The organism is Cellulomonas wangsupingiae (genome assembly GCF_024508275.1).
Lineage (GTDB): Bacteria > Actinomycetota > Actinomycetes > Actinomycetales > Cellulomonadaceae > Cellulomonas > Cellulomonas wangsupingiae.
In genome coordinates this window covers 1950198-1966411 of sequence record NZ_CP101989.1, presented here as the reverse complement: position 1 = coordinate 1966411, position 16214 = coordinate 1950198, and the positions used below count along the sequence as shown (strand labels likewise).

At 75.3% G+C, this 16214-nt stretch carries 16 protein-coding genes; 11 read left to right on the top strand and 5 right to left on the bottom strand.

All coding sequences use genetic code 11. The features are described 5' to 3' along the window. Nucleotides 1-50: 50 nt before the first annotated feature. Together moaA and NP075_RS09100 are read left to right on the top strand one after the other, a co-directional pair. Nucleotides 51-1100: a GTP 3',8-cyclase MoaA gene (gene moaA, locus NP075_RS09105; protein WP_227562887.1), complete on the top strand. Its 1050-nt coding sequence runs from the start codon at nucleotides 51-53 to the stop codon at nucleotides 1098-1100. A 4-nt stretch (nucleotides 1101-1104) separates the two neighbouring features. Continuing rightward, nucleotides 1105-1404: a MoaD/ThiS family protein gene (locus tag NP075_RS09100; protein WP_227562886.1), complete on the top strand. Its 300-nt coding sequence runs from the start codon at nucleotides 1105-1107 to the stop codon at nucleotides 1402-1404. A 4-nt stretch (nucleotides 1405-1408) separates the two neighbouring features. Here NP075_RS09100 and NP075_RS09095 read toward each other — a convergent pair whose 3' ends face one another. Continuing rightward, on the bottom strand, nucleotides 1409-1864 hold the full coding sequence (locus NP075_RS09095; RefSeq protein ID WP_227562885.1) for a molybdenum cofactor biosynthesis protein MoaE: 456 nt from the start codon (nucleotides 1862-1864) through the stop codon (nucleotides 1409-1411). Nucleotides 1865-1969: 105 nt separating this feature from the next. Here NP075_RS09095 and NP075_RS09090 point away from each other — a divergent pair, with 105 nt between their 5' ends. From NP075_RS09090 to mobA, 5 genes are read left to right on the top strand one after another with little or no spacing between them, the layout of a single operon-like run. Continuing rightward, entirely contained in the window at nucleotides 1970-2368 is a 399-nt protein-coding gene (locus NP075_RS09090) for a TOBE domain-containing protein (protein WP_227562884.1), read from the top strand. Further along, nucleotides 2365-3156, top strand: coding sequence for a molybdate ABC transporter substrate-binding protein (modA, locus tag NP075_RS09085; RefSeq protein ID WP_227562883.1), 792 nt, complete (start codon nucleotides 2365-2367; stop codon nucleotides 3154-3156). The genes NP075_RS09090 and modA overlap by 4 nt, the downstream gene beginning before the upstream one ends. Continuing rightward, on the top strand, nucleotides 3153-4022 hold the full coding sequence (locus NP075_RS09080) for an ABC transporter permease (protein ID WP_227562882.1): 870 nt from the start codon (nucleotides 3153-3155) through the stop codon (nucleotides 4020-4022). The genes modA and NP075_RS09080 overlap by 4 nt, the downstream gene beginning before the upstream one ends. Continuing rightward, nucleotides 4019-4738, top strand: a complete 720-nt coding sequence (locus NP075_RS09075; protein WP_227562881.1) for an ATP-binding cassette domain-containing protein — start codon at nucleotides 4019-4021, stop codon at nucleotides 4736-4738. The genes NP075_RS09080 and NP075_RS09075 overlap by 4 nt, the downstream gene beginning before the upstream one ends. Before the next feature lie 26 nt (nucleotides 4739-4764). After that, complete coding sequence (gene mobA, locus NP075_RS09070; RefSeq protein WP_227562880.1) at nucleotides 4765-5373, top strand: molybdenum cofactor guanylyltransferase; 609 nt, start codon at nucleotides 4765-4767, stop codon at nucleotides 5371-5373. Here mobA and NP075_RS09065 read toward each other — a convergent pair. The 3 genes from NP075_RS09065 to NP075_RS09055 all read right to left on the bottom strand — a co-directional run bounded on the left by NP075_RS09065 (nucleotide 5345) and on the right by NP075_RS09055 (nucleotide 7396). Beyond that, a complete protein-coding gene (locus tag NP075_RS09065) occupies nucleotides 5345-5614 on the bottom strand; it encodes a DUF6457 domain-containing protein (protein ID WP_227562879.1) in 270 nt (89 codons plus the stop codon). The genes mobA and NP075_RS09065 overlap by 29 nt on opposite strands. A 20-nt stretch (nucleotides 5615-5634) precedes the next feature. Continuing rightward, on the bottom strand, nucleotides 5635-6156 hold the full coding sequence (locus NP075_RS09060) for a hypothetical protein (protein WP_227562878.1): 522 nt from the start codon (nucleotides 6154-6156) through the stop codon (nucleotides 5635-5637). Between the two features lie 64 nt (nucleotides 6157-6220). Beyond that, nucleotides 6221-7396, bottom strand: a complete 1176-nt coding sequence (locus tag NP075_RS09055; RefSeq protein ID WP_227562877.1) for a glycosyltransferase — start codon at nucleotides 7394-7396, stop codon at nucleotides 6221-6223. Nucleotides 7397-7558: 162 nt separating this feature from the next. Between NP075_RS09055 and NP075_RS09050 the strand changes: the two genes are divergently transcribed. From NP075_RS09050 to treZ, 4 genes are all read left to right on the top strand, one after another. Continuing rightward, on the top strand, nucleotides 7559-8350 hold the full coding sequence (locus NP075_RS09050; RefSeq protein ID WP_227562901.1) for a transglutaminase-like domain-containing protein: 792 nt from the start codon (nucleotides 7559-7561) through the stop codon (nucleotides 8348-8350). A 103-nt stretch (nucleotides 8351-8453) separates the two neighbouring features. Further along, complete coding sequence (gene glgX, locus NP075_RS09045) at nucleotides 8454-10646, top strand: glycogen debranching protein GlgX (RefSeq protein ID WP_227562876.1); 2193 nt, start codon at nucleotides 8454-8456, stop codon at nucleotides 10644-10646. Beyond that, the gene (gene treY / locus NP075_RS09040) at nucleotides 10643-13162 is read left to right on the top strand and encodes a malto-oligosyltrehalose synthase (protein ID WP_227562875.1); all 2520 of its coding nucleotides are present in this window, start codon (nucleotides 10643-10645) and stop codon (nucleotides 13160-13162) included. The genes glgX and treY overlap by 4 nt, the downstream gene beginning before the upstream one ends. Before the next feature lies 1 nt (nucleotide 13163). Next, nucleotides 13164-14963, top strand: a complete 1800-nt coding sequence (gene treZ, locus NP075_RS09035; RefSeq protein ID WP_227562874.1) for a malto-oligosyltrehalose trehalohydrolase — start codon at nucleotides 13164-13166, stop codon at nucleotides 14961-14963. 39 nt (nucleotides 14964-15002) lie between these two features. Here treZ and zapE read toward each other — a convergent pair whose 3' ends face one another. Further along, nucleotides 15003-16079, bottom strand: a complete 1077-nt coding sequence (gene zapE, locus NP075_RS09030) for a cell division protein ZapE (protein WP_227562873.1) — start codon at nucleotides 16077-16079, stop codon at nucleotides 15003-15005. Nucleotides 16080-16214 lie beyond the last annotated feature (135 nt).

The following is a 16214-nucleotide window of genomic DNA, read 5'->3' as shown; positions in this document are numbered from 1 at the left end:
CGCGGTGGACCGGCCGCACGTGCCACCGGGGTGCTCCGTATCATCGCCGGATGCGAGCCGTGAGCGCCGCCGGTGCCGCGGCGCCGCGCGGAGGGGGCCTGGTCGACCGCTACGGGCGGGTGGCGACCGACCTGCGCGTGTCGTTGACCGACCGCTGCAACCTGCGCTGCACCTACTGCATGCCGGCCGAGGGTCTCCCGTGGGCGCCGGACGACACGGTGCTCACCGACGCGGAGGTCGTCCGGCTGGTGCGCGTCGGCGTGGAGCACCTGGGCGTCCGGGAGGTCCGCTTCACGGGCGGCGAGCCGCTGCTGAGGCGCGGCCTGGAGGGCATCGTCGCGGCGACGTCGGCGCTGCGCACCCACGACGGCGTCGCGGTCCGCACCGCGCTGACCACCAACGGCCTGGGGCTCGACAAGCGGGCGGCGTCGCTCGCGGGCGCCGGGCTGGGCAGGGTCAACGTGTCGCTCGACTCGCTCGACCCGCAGCGGTTCGCCGTGATCGCCCGCCGGGACCGGCACGCCGACGTGCTCGCAGGGCTCGCCGCCGCGGTGTCCGCAGGGCTCGCACCCGTGAAGGTCAACGCCGTCCTGGTCCGCGGCGTCAACGACGACGAGGCCGTCCCGCTGCTCACGTGGGCGCTCGCGCACGGGTACCACCTGCGCTTCATCGAGCAGATGCCGCTCGGCCCGCACGGGTCGTGGGTGCGCGAGGACATGGTGACGGCGCGCGAGATCCTCGACGCGCTGTGCGCGGCCTTCGAGCTGGACGCCGAGCCGGACGGCACGCGGGGCGCCGCACCCGCCGAGACCTGGCGGGTGCGTGGGTACCCCGGTGCGACGGTGGGCGTCATCGGGTCGGTGACGCGGCCGTTCTGCGGCGCCTGCGACCGGACGCGCCTGACCGCCGACGGGCAGGTCCGCAGCTGCCTGTTCTCGCGCGAGGAGGACGACCTGCGCGGCCTGCTGCGCGGCGGGGCCGACGACGCCGCGCTCGCCGCGGCGTGGCGGACGGCCATGTGGGGCAAGGCCGCCGGGCACGGCATCGACGACCCCACGTTCCTGCAGCCGCCGAGGACCATGAGCGCGATCGGAGGGTGAGGACATGACGACGACCGACCCGGACCGCACGACGCCTGCCACGACGCCTGCGCGCGTCGTCGAGGTGCGCTACTTCGCGGCGGCCGCCGAGGCGGCCGGCTGCGACGCCGAGCAGGTGGACGTGCCCGCCGGCACGACTGTCGGCGGCCTGCTGGACGCCCTGGTCGCCCGCCACGGCCCGGCGCTGCGCGACGTGGCCGCGCGGTGCGCGCTGCTCGTGGACGGCGTCCTGCACCGCGACCGCGACGAGCAGGTCGGCGCACCCGACCGCGTGGACGTGCTGCCGCCGTTCGCGGGCGGCTGAGGTCTCAGGCGCTGCCCACCCACTCGTGCCCGCCCGCGGCGAGGTCCTGACGCTTCCACACCGGCAGGTGCGCCTTGATCTCGTCCACGAGCAGCGCGGCGGCGGCGAACGCCTCCTGACGGTGCGCCGCGGACACCGCGACGCCCAGGGCGCACTCGCCCACCGCGAGCGCGCCGACGCGGTGCACGCAGGCGACGGCGTCGACGGGGCTGCGGGCCACGACGTCCGCGACGACGCGCGCGACGACGTCGCCCGCGTCGGGGTGGGCGACGTACTCCAGACCCGTGACGCCGCGCCCGTGGTCGTGGTCGCGCACGACGCCCGCGAACGTCACGACCGCGCCGGCGGCGGCGTCCCCCACCGCCCGGGCGAGCGCGTCGACGTCGACGGGATCGGACGTGACGCGCGCGGCCACGACACGCCGGGCCGGGGCACGCAGGCGCGAGTCGTCGGTGGTCATCTGCGCAGCCTAGGGCGATCGGCGCGACGAGGGCTCGACACCGCAGATGCGGCGGGAATGCGCCGAATGCGCCGCACATGCGAGGCCCTGGCCTAGGCTGGCGCGGTGCCGACCTACCGGGTGACCGAGGCCGCGACGCTCCTGGGCGTCAGCGACGACACCGTGCGCCGCTGGATCGACTCCGGCCGTCTCACCTCGGTGCGGGGCGCCGCCGGCCACCACGAGATCGACGGCGTGACCCTCGCCGCGCTCGCGCAGGAGCTCGGCTCGGGGCCCGCGCCGGGCAGCAGCCACCGGTCGACCCGCAACCGGCTGCGCGGCATCGTGACGCGCGTCGTGCGGGACACCGTCATGGCGCAGGTCGAGATCCAGGCCGGTCCGTACCGCGTCGTGTCGCTCATCAGCCGCGAGGCCGCCGACGAGCTCGGCCTCGAGCCGGGGGTCGTCGCCGTCGCGTCGGTGAAGGCGACCGACGTGGCCGTCGAGCACGTGGAACGACCGTGAGGGACCGCCGGCGCCGTGCCGGCGTGCCGGCCCTGGCGGCCGCGCTCCTCCTGTGCGGGTGCGCGACGGCGACGCCGCCCCCCACGGCCGGGGCGGCGTCCGACGGTCCGCCCGCGCTCGACGACGCACTCGTCGTGCTCGCGGCCGCCTCCCTCACCGAGGTCGTCACGCAGGCCGCGGACCAGCTCGAGGCCGCGCACCCGGGACTGACCGTGCGGACGAGCTTCGCCGGCAGCTCCGCGCTGGCCGGACAGGTCGTCGCGGGCGCACCCGTCGACGTCCTCGTCACGGCGAGCCGGGCCACCATGACCCGCGCGACCGACGTCGTGGGCGGTGAGCCCGTCGTCGTCGCGACGAACCGGCTGCAGCTCGCGGTACCGGCGGGCAACCCCGGCGGCGTGACGTCCGTCGCGGACCTGGCCGACCCGGACCTCACGGTGGCCCTGTGCGCGCCGGAGGTGCCCTGCGGCGACGTGACCGCCGACGTGCTGCAGCTCGCCGGCGTCGTCGCGGCGCCCGACACCCTGGAGCAGGACGTCCGTGCCGTGCTGACGCGCCTCGTGCTCGACGAGGCCGACGCCGGGCTCGTGTACCGCACCGACGTCCGGGCGGCCGCCGGCGCCGTCGAGGGCGTCGACCTGCCCGCGCACGCCCAGGGCACGACCGACTACCCCGCGCTCGTCCTCCCCGAGGCGCCGCACCCGCGGGCGGCAGCCGCGTTCGTCGCCCTGCTGCAGGGCGACGCCGGACGGCAGGCGTTGACCGACGCCGGGTTCGGGGTCCCGTGAGGTCGCCGACGGCTCGCACGGCCCCGCCGACGCGGACCCCGCTCGCGACCGGCTGGGGCACCCGGGTGCTCGTCGTCCTCGCGGCCGGGGGCGTGGCCGTGCTCGTGCTGCCCCTGGTGGCGCTCCTGGCGGCGACCCCCTGGCGGGACCTGCCCGCGCTCGTCGCCGACCCCGCGGTGCTGCAGGCGCTGCGGCTCTCGCTGCTCACGGCGGGCAGCGCGACGCTCGTGGCCCTGGTGCTCGGCGTGCCGCTCGCGTGGCTGCTCGCCCGCGACGACCTGCGCGGTGCGTGGCTGCTCCGGGCGCTGGTCACCGTCCCGCTCGTGCTCCCGCCCGTCGTCGGCGGCGTCGCGCTGCTGCTGCTCCTGGGCCGGCGCGGTCTGCTGGGCTCCTCGCTGGACGCCTGGTTCGGCCTGACCGTGCCCTTCACGTCGGTCGCCGTCGTCCTGGCCCAGGTCTTCGTGGCGCTGCCGTTCCTCGTGCTGTCCGTCGAGGGGGCGCTGCGCGGGGCGGACCGGCGCCGTGCGCTGGTCGCCCAGACGCTCGGCGCCTCCCCGGCCTACGTCCTGCGGCGCGTGACGCTCCCGGCCGTCGCACCGGGCGTCGCCGCCGGGGCCGCCCTGTGCTTCACGCGGGCGCTCGGGGAGTTCGGCGCCACGGTGACGTTCGCGGGCAGCTTCCCCGGGACCACCCGCACGATGCCGCTCGCGGTCTACCTCGCCATGGACAGCGCACCGGAGCAGGCCGTCGCCATGTCGGTGCTGCTGCTCGGGCTGTCGGTCGCCGTGCTCGTGGTGATGCGCGGGCGCTGGGTCGGCGGGCTGCCAGGCGCCCGTCCCCCGCGGAGCGGGCAGGACGCCCGATGACGCTCGACGCGCACGTCCGGGTGGACCGCGGCCCGGTCGTCCTCGACGCGGCGCTGCACGTGCGCGCGGGACGGGTGCTGGCCGTCATGGGGCCGAACGGCAGCGGCAAGTCGACCCTCGTGGAGACGCTCGCCGGCCTGCTCGCGCTCACCGGGGGCCACGTCCGCCTGGGTGACGACGTGCTGGCGGACGCGGCGGAGGGCCGCCACGTGCCACCGCGGGACCGGCAGCTCGGCGTCGTGCTGCAGGACGGCCTGCTGTTCGGGCACCTCTCGGCGCGGGAGAACGTCGCGTTCGGGCCACGGGCGCGCGGCGTCCGTGCCGCCGCGGCGCGTGCCGCCGCCGACGCCCTGCTGACCGAGCTCGGGCTGGCACCGCACGCCCGGACGCGTGCCGACCGGCTCTCCGGCGGCCAGGCCCAGCGGGTCGCCGTCGCGCGCGCCCTGGCGGCACGACCCCGCGCCCTGCTGCTGGACGAGCCGTTCGGTGCGCTCGACGCCGCGACGCGGGTGCGCGTGCGCGACGTCGTGCGGCGCGCCGTACGGTCCGGGCTCCCCGCGGTGCTCGTGACCCACGACCTGCGCGACGCGCTGGACCTCGCCGACGAGCTGCTGGTCCTCGAGGACGGGCGCGAGGTGCAGCGCGGCGCGCCCGCGGACGTGGCCGCCGCCCCGCGCTCGGCCTACGTCGAGCGGGTCGCGGCGTCCGTCCCGTGACGCGCGGGGGCGCGTAGCGTGGCGCCGTGACCTGCGCACCGCTCGTGGTGGTCCTCGCCGGCGGCACGGCGCGTCGGCTGGGCGGCGTCGACAAGACCGCGCTCGACGTGGGCGGGGTCCCCGTGCTGCGACGGCTGCTCGACGACGTGGGACCGCTGCCCGTGGTCGTCGTAGGCGAGCCGCGCGACGTGGGCCGTGACGTGCTGTGGACCCGCGAGGACCCACCCGGCGGTGGCCCGTTCGCCGGCGTCGCCGCCGGTGTCACCACGGGACTGGCCGCGCACCCGGGCACGCAGGTCGTCGTCGTGCTCGCCGGGGACCAGCCGTTCGCCGGGACCGCCGTGACACCGCTGTGCGATGCGCTGCGCGGGGCGCCCGACGCGGGGGCCGCCCTCGCGACCGGGCCCGACGGCCGTCCCCAGCCCTTGCTCGCGGCGTACCGCGTCGCCGCCCTGCGGGAGCGGCTCGCCGGGAGCCCGCACGACCGCCCGGCTCGCGACCTGCTCGTCGGCCTGCGCACGCGCCACGTCGTGGTGTCCGCTGCGGTGGCGCTCGACGTGGACGACCTCGACGACCTGGCCGAGGCCAGGCAGCTCGCGGGCCTGGTCAGCCCTCCTGCGGACCCCGCTCGCTGAGCAGCGCGTCGACGCGCGTCAGCGCCTCGCGCACCGCGGCGACCGTGTCGGCGCCCTGCGCGGCGGCGCGACCGGCCGCCAGGCCCACCAGGTAGGCGGTCAGCGGCGCCGCCGGGCGCACGACCCCGTGCGCGACGTCGCGCACCATGTCGAGCACGTCGTCCCCCGTCGCGGCGACCACCTCGGGGTCCACCCCGAGCAGCGGCGCGACCCTGCCGGTCCAGTCCTGCAGCGCGTCCATCGCCACCTCCGTCGCGCAGCCTAGGGCGCGGCGGCCTCGGGCGCGCCGAACGCGGACGCGCGGTGCCGGGCGTGCAGCGTCTCGACGAGCTCGGCCTGCTCCCGCGAGCGCTCGACGAGCCCGTCGAGGCGGACCGTGTCGAGCCCCAGGGCGGCCGCGTGCTCGCGCAGCGTCGCCCAGCCCAGCCGCTTGCCCTCGAGCCCCGAGCGCAGCACCTCCAGCTCGATGACCAGGGACAGGGGTGAGCGCCGCAGCACCCGGCCGTTGGGCTTGAGCCGCGCGACGCGTTCGCCCACGGCGGCCCCGAGGTGCTTCCACCGCGACAGCGTGAACCCGAGGTCCCGCGCGGTCGCCTCGTGGACCTCGCGCTCCTGCCGCAGCTCGCGTGCCAGGCGCGCGAGCGCGGGCGCGTCCTCGCCGGCGTCGGGGTTCCGGCTCATCCGCTCGACGCGTGACGACACGGCCGCCGCGCCGGTGATGTGGTCGTTGAGGTAGGTGCGCACGAGCGCGAGGTCGAGTCGGGTGTCGTCGGGCTGCGGCATGGCGTCCTCCCGGTAGCGGCGTGCACCATCCTGCGGTGCGCCGCGGCGCACCGCACGCGGTCGGTCAGACGGCCTCCGTCGACGGCGCCGGCGCCGGGCCCGCCTGCTCGGCCTCGCGCTCGACCAGGTCCGCGCGGCGGCTCGACGCCCGCGGGCGGTACACGATCCGCGAGTGGAAGGTGAACCGGACGACGAAGGCCACGACGAGCGTGATGGCGGTGGCCAGCACCGCGGCGACGTGCATCGTCTCCACCAGCAGCGCCACGAGCGGCAGCCGCACGACCGTCTCGACGTTGTTGAACGTGAAGGACTGCGCGAAGCGCGCCCACATGCCCTTGCCCTCGTGCCGCAGGTCGCGGAACACGAAGCGCTCCTGCAGCAGGAAGTTGCCGACGATCGTCACCTCGGCCGCGACGACGGCCGCGAGCAGCCACGGCGCGCCCAGCGTGGTCAGCAGCCAGACGATCGCGATGTTCGCGACGGCCCCCATGCCGCCGATGATCGCGAACCGGGACATGCGACCGAAGCGCAGTCCCGCGAGCTGCCACATGAAGTGCAGACCCTGCGCCAGATTGGCCTTGGACTCCCCCGCGTAGCGGGCACCGAAGACGAACGGCACCTCGACCACGCGCATGGGGTGGCGGGCGAGGATCTCCAGCAGGATCTTGAACCCGCGCGGCCGCAGCGCGTCGAGGTCCACCGCGCCGCGCCGCACGGCGAAGAAGCCGGTCATCGGGTCGGAGCAGTCACGCAGCCGGACGGGGAACATCGCCCGGGTCACCGACGTCGACGTCGAGGAGACCGCGCGGCGCACGACCCCCGAGAGCCCCGCGCTCGACCCGTCACCCACGTAGCGGGAGGCGACCGCGACGTCGACGTCTGGCTCCTGCACCCGGGCGACGAGGGTGGGGATCAGCTCGGGCGGGTGCTGGAGGTCGCCGTCCATCACCAGGAAGTAGGGCGCGGTCGACGCCCGCACGCCCTCGAGGACGGCACCGCCCAGGCCCCCGACGGGCTCGTCGCGGTGGATGACCCGCACGGGCAGCTCGGCGGTGCGCGCGACGGCCCGCACGACGTCGGCGGTGTCGTCGGTCGAGTCGTCCACGAACAGCAGCTCGGCACCCAGCCCCCGCACGGCCACCCCGACGCGCCGGACCAGTTCCGCGACGTTGGGTGCCTCGTTGAACGTGGGCACGATCACGGTCAGCCGGGGGTCCGTGTGCTCGGGCGCTGCGGTCATGGGTGCCTCGCTCCTCGTCTCCGACGTGTCCGGGGCGTCGGAGACGCCGGTCCGGCCACGGTAGCCGAGGTCCCCGCCACGACTCGGGGCCCTAAACGCTTCATGCCACGGGGAGCGCCGCTCCCCGGGCGCCGGCGGCCCACCTCTGCCACGATGACGCCCGTGCAGCGCGAGATGACCGCCCACCTGGTCCTGGACGTCACGTCACCCGCCCGGCTCGTCCTGGAGGTGGCCGTCGCGGGCGTCCACGACCCCAGGGAGTCGCTGGCGATCGTCAGCGCGGGCCGCGACGTGGTGGCGCGCGAGGTCGTCGACCCGCACGGCACCCGGCTGCACGTCGTCGACGTCGGGCCCGGGCTCCTGACCGTGGACTACCGCGCCGAGGTCACCGGCCGCGCCCACCAGGAGCCCGACGTCCCCGCGGACCAGCTCGTGTACCTGCGTCCGAGCCGCTACTGCGAGTCCGACGTCCTGGCACCCACGGCGCGCTCCGAGTTCCGCGGGCTGGCCGGCGTGGACCTGCTCGCAGCCGTCAGCTCCTGGGTGGGCACCCGGCTGGCCTACGCCCCCGGATCGAGCCTGCCGACCGACGGCGCTGTCCGCACGCTGCTCGCCCGGCGCGGTGTGTGCCGCGACTTCGCCCATCTCGTCGTGGCGCTGCTGCGCGCGCTCGACGTGCCGGCACGGCTGGTCGCGGTGTACGCGCCCGGCCTCGACCCCATGGACTTCCACGCCGTCGCCGAGGCGTACGTCGAGGGCCGGTGGCGCGTCGTCGACGCGACGACGCTGGCCCCGCGGTCGTCGCTGGTCCGGATCGCGACCGGGCGCGACGCGTCGGACACCGCGTTCCTCTCCGTGCACCGGGGTACCGCGACGCTCCGGGAGCTGACGGTGAGCGCGGTCGCCGACACCCTGCCGGACGACGACGTGCGCGAGCTCGTCTCGATCGGCTGACGGGTGGACGCCGCTGCGTGACGTGCCGTGACGCGACGTGACGTGATCTGGCGCACACCGGCTCGAAGCGACGCCGCCACCCCCTCCTGGCAGTCTTGGACGCATGCACATCTGGCCCGGACGCCCCTACCCCCTCGGCGCCACCTACGACGGCACGGGGACGAACTTCGCGATCTTCTCCGGCGTCGCCGAGCGTGTCGAGCTGTGCCTCATCGACGACGACGGGACCGAGACGCGCGTCGACCTGCCGGAGGTCGACGCCTTCGTGTGGCACGGCTACCTCCCGGCCATCGCACCCGGCCAGCGGTACGGCTACCGCGTCCACGGCCCCTACGACCCGGCGGCCGGGCACCGCTGCGACCCGTCCAAGCTGCTGCTCGACCCGTACGCCAAGGCGATCGACGGGCAGATCGACGGGGACCCGTCGCTGTACTCGTACACCTTCGGCGACCCCGAGTCCCGCAACGAGCAGGACTCCGCGGGCCACACGATGACGTCGGTCGTCGTCAACCCGTTCTTCGACTGGGGACACGACCGTCCGCCGGAGCACCAGTACCACGAGTCCGTGATCTACGAGGCGCACGTACGGGGCCTGACGCGCCTGCACCCCGCGGTCCCGGAGGAGCTGCGCGGGACGTACGCGGCCCTGGGGCACCCGGCGGTCGTCGAGCACCTGGCGAGCCTCGGGGTCACGGCGATCGAGCTCATGCCGGTCCACCAGTTCGTCAACGACCCCTCCCTGCAGGAGAAGGGCCTGTCGAACTACTGGGGCTACAACACGATCGGGTTCTTCGCGCCCCACAACGGGTACTCCTCCCTGTCCGGCAGCGGCCAGCAGGTGCAGGAGTTCAAGTCGATGGTCAAGGCGCTGCACGCCGCGAACATCGAGGTGATCCTGGACGTCGTGTACAACCACACCGCCGAGGGCAACCACATGGGCCCGACGCTGAGCTTCCGCGGCATCGACAACGCGAGCTACTACCGGCTCGTCGACGACGACCCCTCGCACTACTTCGACACCACCGGCACCGGCAACTCGCTGCTCATGCGCTCGCCGGCGGTGCTGCAGCTCATCATGGACTCCCTGCGCTACTGGGTGACCGAGATGCACGTGGACGGGTTCCGCTTCGACCTCGCCGCCACCCTCGCGCGTCAGTTCCACGAGGTCGACCGCCTCTCCGCGTTCTTCGACCTCGTGCACCAGGATCCCGTGATCTCGCAGGTCAAGCTCATCGCCGAGCCCTGGGACCTGGGTGAGGGCGGGTACCAGGTCGGTGGGTTCCCCCCGCTGTGGACGGAGTGGAACGGCAAGTACCGGGACACGGTGCGCGACTTCTGGCGCGGGGAGCCCTCGACGCTCGGAGAGTTCGCGAGCCGCCTGTCGGGGTCCTCCGACCTGTACGAGCACACGGGCCGTCGTCCGATCGCGAGCGTCAACTTCGTCACGGCGCACGACGGGTTCACGCTGCGCGACCTGGTCTCCTACAACGACAAGCACAACGAGGCCAACGGCGAGGACAACCGCGACGGCGAGAGCCACAACCGCTCCTGGAACTGCGGCGTCGAGGGTCCCACCGACGACCCCGAGGTGCTGCGCCTGCGAGCACGCCAGCAGCGCAACTTCCTCGCGACGCTGCTGCTCTCGCAGGGCGTGCCGATGATCGCGCACGGGGACGAGCTCGGGCGCACGCAGCTGGGCAACAACAACGGCTACTGCCAGGACAACGACATCACCTGGGTCGACTGGGACCTCGACGACGACCGGCAGTCGCTGCTGGAGTTCACGCGCCGCATCATCCACCTGCGCCGCGAGCACCCCGTGTTCCGCCAGCGCCGGTTCTTCGCCGGTGCGGCCGAGCACGGCGGGGAGTCCGACCTGCGCGACATCGCCTGGATGACGCCCACGGGCGGGCACATGTCCGACGAGGCGTGGAGCTCCGACCACGCGTTCGCGGTGATGGTGTTCCTCAACGGCGACGCGATCGACGAGCCCGACCTGCGCGGCGAGGAGGTCGTCGACGACTCGTTCCTGCTGCTGTTCAACAGCCACTGGGAGAAGAAGCAGTTCCAGCTCCCCGGCGCGGAGTACGGCGCCGTGTGGACGGCCGTGCTGGACACCGACTCCCAGGTGCGGCCCGGCCGGGAGGTGCGTGCGCGCGGCCGGTTGACGGTCGCCCCGCGGTCCATGGTGCTGCTCACCCGGCCTCCCGAGCACGAGACGCCCTCGGCGTCGGGCAGCGGGTCGGCCGCCGCGGCCGCGCGCGAAGCCAGCAAGGCCGGACGGACGCACCTGTGACCGAGGCTCCGGCCCTGCGCGCCGTGCCGGAGCGGCGCTCCGTGCGGACCGGTCACCCGGTGCCCGTCTCGACGTACCGCGTGCAGCTCGGCGCGGACCTGACGTTCGACGACGTCGCGGCGCGGGTCCCGTACTACGCCTCGCTCGGCGTGACCCACGTCTACCTGTCGCCCGTGCTGGCGGCGGCGCCCGGCTCGACGCACGGGTACGACGTCGTCGACCACGACACCGTGTCGCCCGTCCTGGGGGGTGAGGCGGGCCTGCGTCGCCTGGCGGACGCCGCGCACGCCGCGGGCCTGGGGCTGGTGCTCGACATCGTGCCGAACCACATGGCCGTGCCCACCCCTGTCTGGCACAACCGTGCGTTGTGGTCCGTGCTCACCGACGGGCCGGCGTCGCCCTTCGCCGCGTGGTTCGACGTCGACTGGTCGGCGGGCGACGGTGCGGTGCTCATGCCCGTGCTCGGCGACCGCATCGGCGCCGTGCTGGCACGCGACGAGCTGCGCCTGGAGGAGCTGGACGTGCCCGGCGTGGGTCCGTCGACGGTCCTGCGCTACCACGACCACGTGTTCCCGGTCCGCGCGGGCACCGAGCAGCTGCCGCTGGCCGAGCTCGTCGAGCGCCAGCACTACCGGCTCGCGTACTGGCGCGTGGCGGACGAGGAGCTGAACTACCGCCGGTTCTTCGACGTCGGCACGCTCGTCGCGGTCCGGGTGGAGGACCCGGACGTCTTCGACGCGACGCACGCCCTGGTGGTGCGGCTGCTGCGCGAGGACGTGATCGACGGCCTACGGATCGACCACCCGGACGGCCTGGCCGACCCGGCCGGGTACCTCGCGCGGCTGCGCGAGGCGACCGACGGCGCCTGGGTCGTGGTGGAGAAGATCCTCGCCGGCAGCGAGGAGCTGCCCGACGACTGGGCGACCGCAGGCACGACCGGGTACGAGGCGCTCTGGCGGGTGCAGCAGGCGTTCGTCGACCCCGGCGGCGCGGCGCTCCTCGGCTCCGTCATGCACCGCCTGACGGGCGACGTCTCGGACGCGTTCGACGACGTCGAGGAGACCGCCAAGCGCGAGGTCGTCGACGGTCCCCTGTACGCCGAGGTGCACCGTCTGACGAACCTCGCCGCGGAGATCTGCCACGACGACCTGCGGCTGCGGGACCACACGTGGCGCGCCCTCGAGGAGTGCCTGGTCGAGCTGCTCGTCGCGTTCGACCGGTACCGGGCCTACGTCGTGCCGGGCGAACCCGCCCCGCCGACGTCCGCCGCCGTCCTGGCGGCGGCGGCGCAGCGCGCGCGACGCCACCTGGGCGACGAGCGGGAGGCGACCATGTCGGTCCTGCTCGACCTGCTGCTCGGGCGGGAGGCGGGCTCCGCCGGCCGCACGCGCGACCCGCGGCGTGACGAGCTCGTCGTGCGCTTCCAGCAGACCTGCGGCGCCGTCATGGCCAAGGGCGTCGAGGACACGGCGTTCTACCGCTGGACGCACCTCGTGGCGCTGTGCGAGGTCGGCGGGGAGCCCGCGCGCTTCGCGACGACGCCGACCGACCTGGCCGCCTGGGCGTCGCGGGCGCAGGCCGCGGCACCCCTGGGCATGACGACGCTGTCGACGCACGACACGAAGCGGGGCGAGGACACCCGCGCGCGCCTCGGTGTGCTGTCCGAGCTGCCCCGCGAGTGGTCCGCGCTGGTCGACGACCTGCGCCGCGCGTCGGCGGGGTACCGCGGGGCCCTGCTCGACGGGCGCACCGAGTACCTCCTGTGGCAGACGCTCGCCGGGACGTGGACCGACGACGGGGCCATCGCCGAGGACCGCCTGGTCGAGTACCTGACGAAGGCGATGCGCGAGGCCAAGTCGCACACGTCGTGGACGGCTCCCGACGAGGCGTACGAGCAGGCGGTGCTGTCGACGGCACGTCAGGCGCTCACCGACCCCGTCGTGCTGGGCCTGCTGGGCGACTGGGACCTGCGCACCCGCTCGGCGGTGCGCGCCGCGACGCTCGGCACCAAGCTCGTCCAGCTGACCCTGCCGGGCGTCGCCGACGTGTACCAGGGCACCGAGGTGCCGTCGCCGACGCTCGTCGACCCCGACAACCGCCGGCCGGTCGACGTCGAGGAGCTGGCGGCGCGCCTCGCGCGCCTCGACGAGGGTGCGGGCCCGCGCGGCCTGGCCGACGAGAAGGTGCTCGTGACGTCCCGTGCGCTGCGGGTGCGGCGCGACGTGGCCGACGCGTTCGTGGGACCGGCGGCGGGCTTCGAGCCGCTGCCGCACTCGTCGGGTCACTCGATGACCTACGCCCGCACGGTGGGCGGTGCGCCGCGGGTCGTGGTGGTCGCGACCCGGCTGGCCGCGGCCGTCGAGCGGCTGGGCGGCTGGGCGGACCACACGCTGGCGCTGCCCGACGGCGTGTGGCACGACGTGCTCACGGACCGCGTCGTGCCCGGCGGGGTGCAGCGGGTGGCGGACGTGCTCGAGCGGCTGCCCGTCGCGCTTCTCGTGCGGGAAGGGGTGTGACATGACGCTGACGCCGCGCCTGTGGGCGCCCCTGCCCGACCGTGTGGACCTGGTCCTGCCGGGCGACGGCACACGCACGCCGATGCACCGTCAGGAGGACGGGTGGTGGGTGGCGGACGCCGCCCTGCCGCACGGCACCGACTACGCCTTCTCGCTGGACGGCGGCCCGGCGCGCCCCGACCCGCGCGCCGCCTGGCTGCCCGAGGGCGTGCACGGGCCGGCGCGCGTGTTCGACGCCGACAGGTTCGCCTGGACGGACGGCGGGTGGAGCGGCGTCGACGTGCGGGGAGCCGTCACCTACGAGCTCCACGTCGGCACGTTCACGCCGCAGGGCACCCTGCGGTCGGCGATCGAGCGGCTCGAGCACCTGGTGCAGCTCGGCGTCGACGTCGTCGAGCTGATGCCCGTGGCGGCGTTCAACGGCCGGCACGGCTGGGGCTACGACGGTGTCGCGCCCTACGCGGTGCACGAGCCGTACGGCGGGCCGCAGGCGCTCCAGGAGTTCGTCGACGCGGCCCACGGGCTGGGCCTGGCGGTGTGCCTGGACGTCGTGCACAACCACCTGGGGCCGTCGGGCAACTACCTGCACGAGCTGGGGCCGTACTTCACCGACGCGCACCACACGCCCTGGGGCAGCGCCGTCAACCTCGATGGTCCGGGCTCGGAGCACGTGCGCCGCTGGATCTGCGACTCGGTACTGCGCTGGGCGCGGGACTTCCACGTGGACGCGTTCCGGCTCGACGCGGTGCACGAGCTGCGGGACGACTCCCCGCGCCACGTGCTGGCCCAGCTGTCGGACGAGGTCGGCGAGCTCGCGCTCGCGCTCGGCCGGCCGATCGGGCTCGTCGCGGAGACGGACCTCAACGACGTGGTCTCGCTCGCCACCACCCAGGACGGCGGTTGGGGCATGACGGCCCAGTGGGCCGACGACGTGCACCACGCGGTCCACGCGCTGGTCACCGGCGAGCGGCACGGGTACTACGTCGACTTCGGTACGCCCGAGGTGCTGCGCAAGGCGCTGACGAGGGTGTTCGTGCACGACGGCGGGATCTCCACGTTCCGCGGGGAGCCGTGGGGGGCGCCGGTCCCGGACGACGTGGACGGCCACGGGTTCGTGGTGTTCGGGGCGAACCACGACCAGGTCGGCAACCGCGCCCTGGGCGACCGCCCCGGCGCCCGGCTCGACCCGGGCGGGCAGGCCGCGCAGGCCGCGCTCGTGCTGCTGTCGCCGTTCAGCCCGCTGCTGTTCATGGGCGAGGAGTGGGGGGCGACGACCCCGTGGCAGTTCTTCACGGACCACCCCGAGCCGGAGCTGGCGCAGGCCGTGCGTGCGGGCCGGACCCGCGAGTTCGGCGGTCACGGCTGGGTCGAGCTGTACGGCGGCCCGGTCGACGTGCCGGACCCGCAGGACCCCGCGACGTTCGAGGCCAGCGTCCTCGACTGGTCGGAACCCGCGCAGCCGGGTCACGCACGCCTCCTCGAGTGGTACCGCGTGCTCATCGCGCTGCGTCGCGCCGTGCCGGACCTCGCGTCGGGCGACCGTCACCTGACCGCGCTCGATATCCACGACGCGCCCGCGCCCACGGAGGCGCCCGGCTGGCAGGGCGTGCTCGTCCTGCACCGGGGCGACGCGCGGGTGGTGGTCAACCTGGGGCACTCCCCCGCGGCGGTGCCGGTGCCGGTGGCAGGTCCGGTCCGGGTCGTCGCCGCGTGGGACGGCGGCGTCCTGCACCCCCCGGCCGGCCCCGACGCGCCGGTGGTGGTCGACGTGCCCGCGCGCAGCGTCGTCGTCCTCGCCTGACCGGGCGCCGGCCGCCCCTCAGCGGACGGCGGCCGGCGTTCAGCGCGCGGCGGCCAGCGCGGCGCCCTCGGCCGCGAGCGCACCGAGGCGGGACAGCGCGCGGTAGTACTTCTTGCGGTACCCGCCCGCGAGCATCTCGTCCGTGAAGAGGTCCGTGCCCGTCCCCCCGCCCACGCCGACCCCGCCGGCGAGCGCGACCGGGACGTCGCGGTCGTACAGGCGGTCGACGAGCACCACGAGCCGCAGCGCGACGTCCTGCTCGGTGACCTGGTGCACGCCCGTCAGCCCGACGAGGTCGACACCGTCGAGCAGGGCGCCGTAGCGGCTGGGGTGCACGCCCGCGAGGTGCCCCAGCAGGGTGTCGAAGTCGTCGAGCGCGGCGTCGTCCCGCCCGGCGACGAGGGCGCGCACCGCGTCGGCGTCGAGGGTCGCGGCGTGCGTCGTGACGTCGCGGTGCCGGTGGTCCTCGCCGTCGATCCGCAGGACCTCGAACCGCGCCGCGAGCGCCTGGATCTCCCGCAGGAAGTCCTCGGCGGCGAACCTGCCCTCGCCGAGCGCGTCGGGCAGCGTGTTGGACGTCGCGGCGATCGCCACGCCGCGGTCCGTGAGCTCGCGCAGCAGGCGGGACATCATGACCGTGTCGCCGGGATCGTCGAGCTCGAACTCGTCGATGCACAGCAGCCGCCGCTCGCCGAGCGCGTCGACGGTCGCGGCGAACCCGAGCGCACCGACGAGGTGCGTGAGCTCGACGAACGTCCCGTACGTCGTGCGCTCGTGGCCGACGGCGTGCGCCAGGGACGCGAGCAGGTGCGTCTTGCCGACGCCGAACCCGCCGTCGAGGTACACGGCGGGCGCGTCGGCCGCGGAGCGCCGTCGCCACCAGCCGCCGCGCACGGGTGCGGCGAGGGTACCGGCCACCTCGCGGAGCCGGTCGAGCGCGCGCGCCTGGGACGGGTGGGCCGGATCCGGCCGGTACGTCTCGAACGACTCGTGCGCGAAGTGGCGCGGCGGGACGAGCTCGGCGAGCAGGCGGGCGGCAGGGACCCGGGGGTGCCGGGCGGTGAGCGAGGCCGGGGCGCCGGTCCGGTCCGTCCCGACGGGTTCGGCGGTGGTCACGGGGGTCGAGACTACGTGCCCCGCCGGACCACGTCCCGCCGCCTCCGGGCCCTGCGGCGGCGCGCGCACGACCTCTCCCTGGACGGCTGTCCACGTCGTGAACACCTGTCTCGCGATCCGGACCGACCCTCCCGG

Excerpts from the sequence above, each read along its gene's own strand:
- NP075_RS09065 (WP_227562879.1), bottom strand. The coding sequence starts at position 5,614 with ATGGACGCGCTGCAGGACTGGACCGGCAGGGTCGCGCCGCTGCTCGGG.
- glgX (WP_227562876.1), top strand. The coding sequence starts at position 8,454 with ATGCACATCTGGCCCGGACGCCCCTACCCCCTCGGCGCCACCTACGAC.
- moaA (WP_227562887.1), top strand. The coding sequence starts at position 51 with ATGCGAGCCGTGAGCGCCGCCGGTGCCGCGGCGCCGCGCGGAGGGGGC.
- NP075_RS09060 (WP_227562878.1), bottom strand. The coding sequence starts at position 6,156 with ATGCCGCAGCCCGACGACACCCGACTCGACCTCGCGCTCGTGCGCACC.
- NP075_RS09075 (WP_227562881.1), top strand. The coding sequence starts at position 4,019 with ATGACGCTCGACGCGCACGTCCGGGTGGACCGCGGCCCGGTCGTCCTC.
- NP075_RS09055 (WP_227562877.1), bottom strand. The coding sequence starts at position 7,396 with ATGACCGCAGCGCCCGAGCACACGGACCCCCGGCTGACCGTGATCGTG.
- NP075_RS09095 (WP_227562885.1), bottom strand. The coding sequence starts at position 1,864 with ATGACCACCGACGACTCGCGCCTGCGTGCCCCGGCCCGGCGTGTCGTG.
- treZ (WP_227562874.1), top strand. The coding sequence starts at position 13,164 with ATGACGCTGACGCCGCGCCTGTGGGCGCCCCTGCCCGACCGTGTGGAC.
- NP075_RS09100 (WP_227562886.1), top strand. The coding sequence starts at position 1,105 with ATGACGACGACCGACCCGGACCGCACGACGCCTGCCACGACGCCTGCG.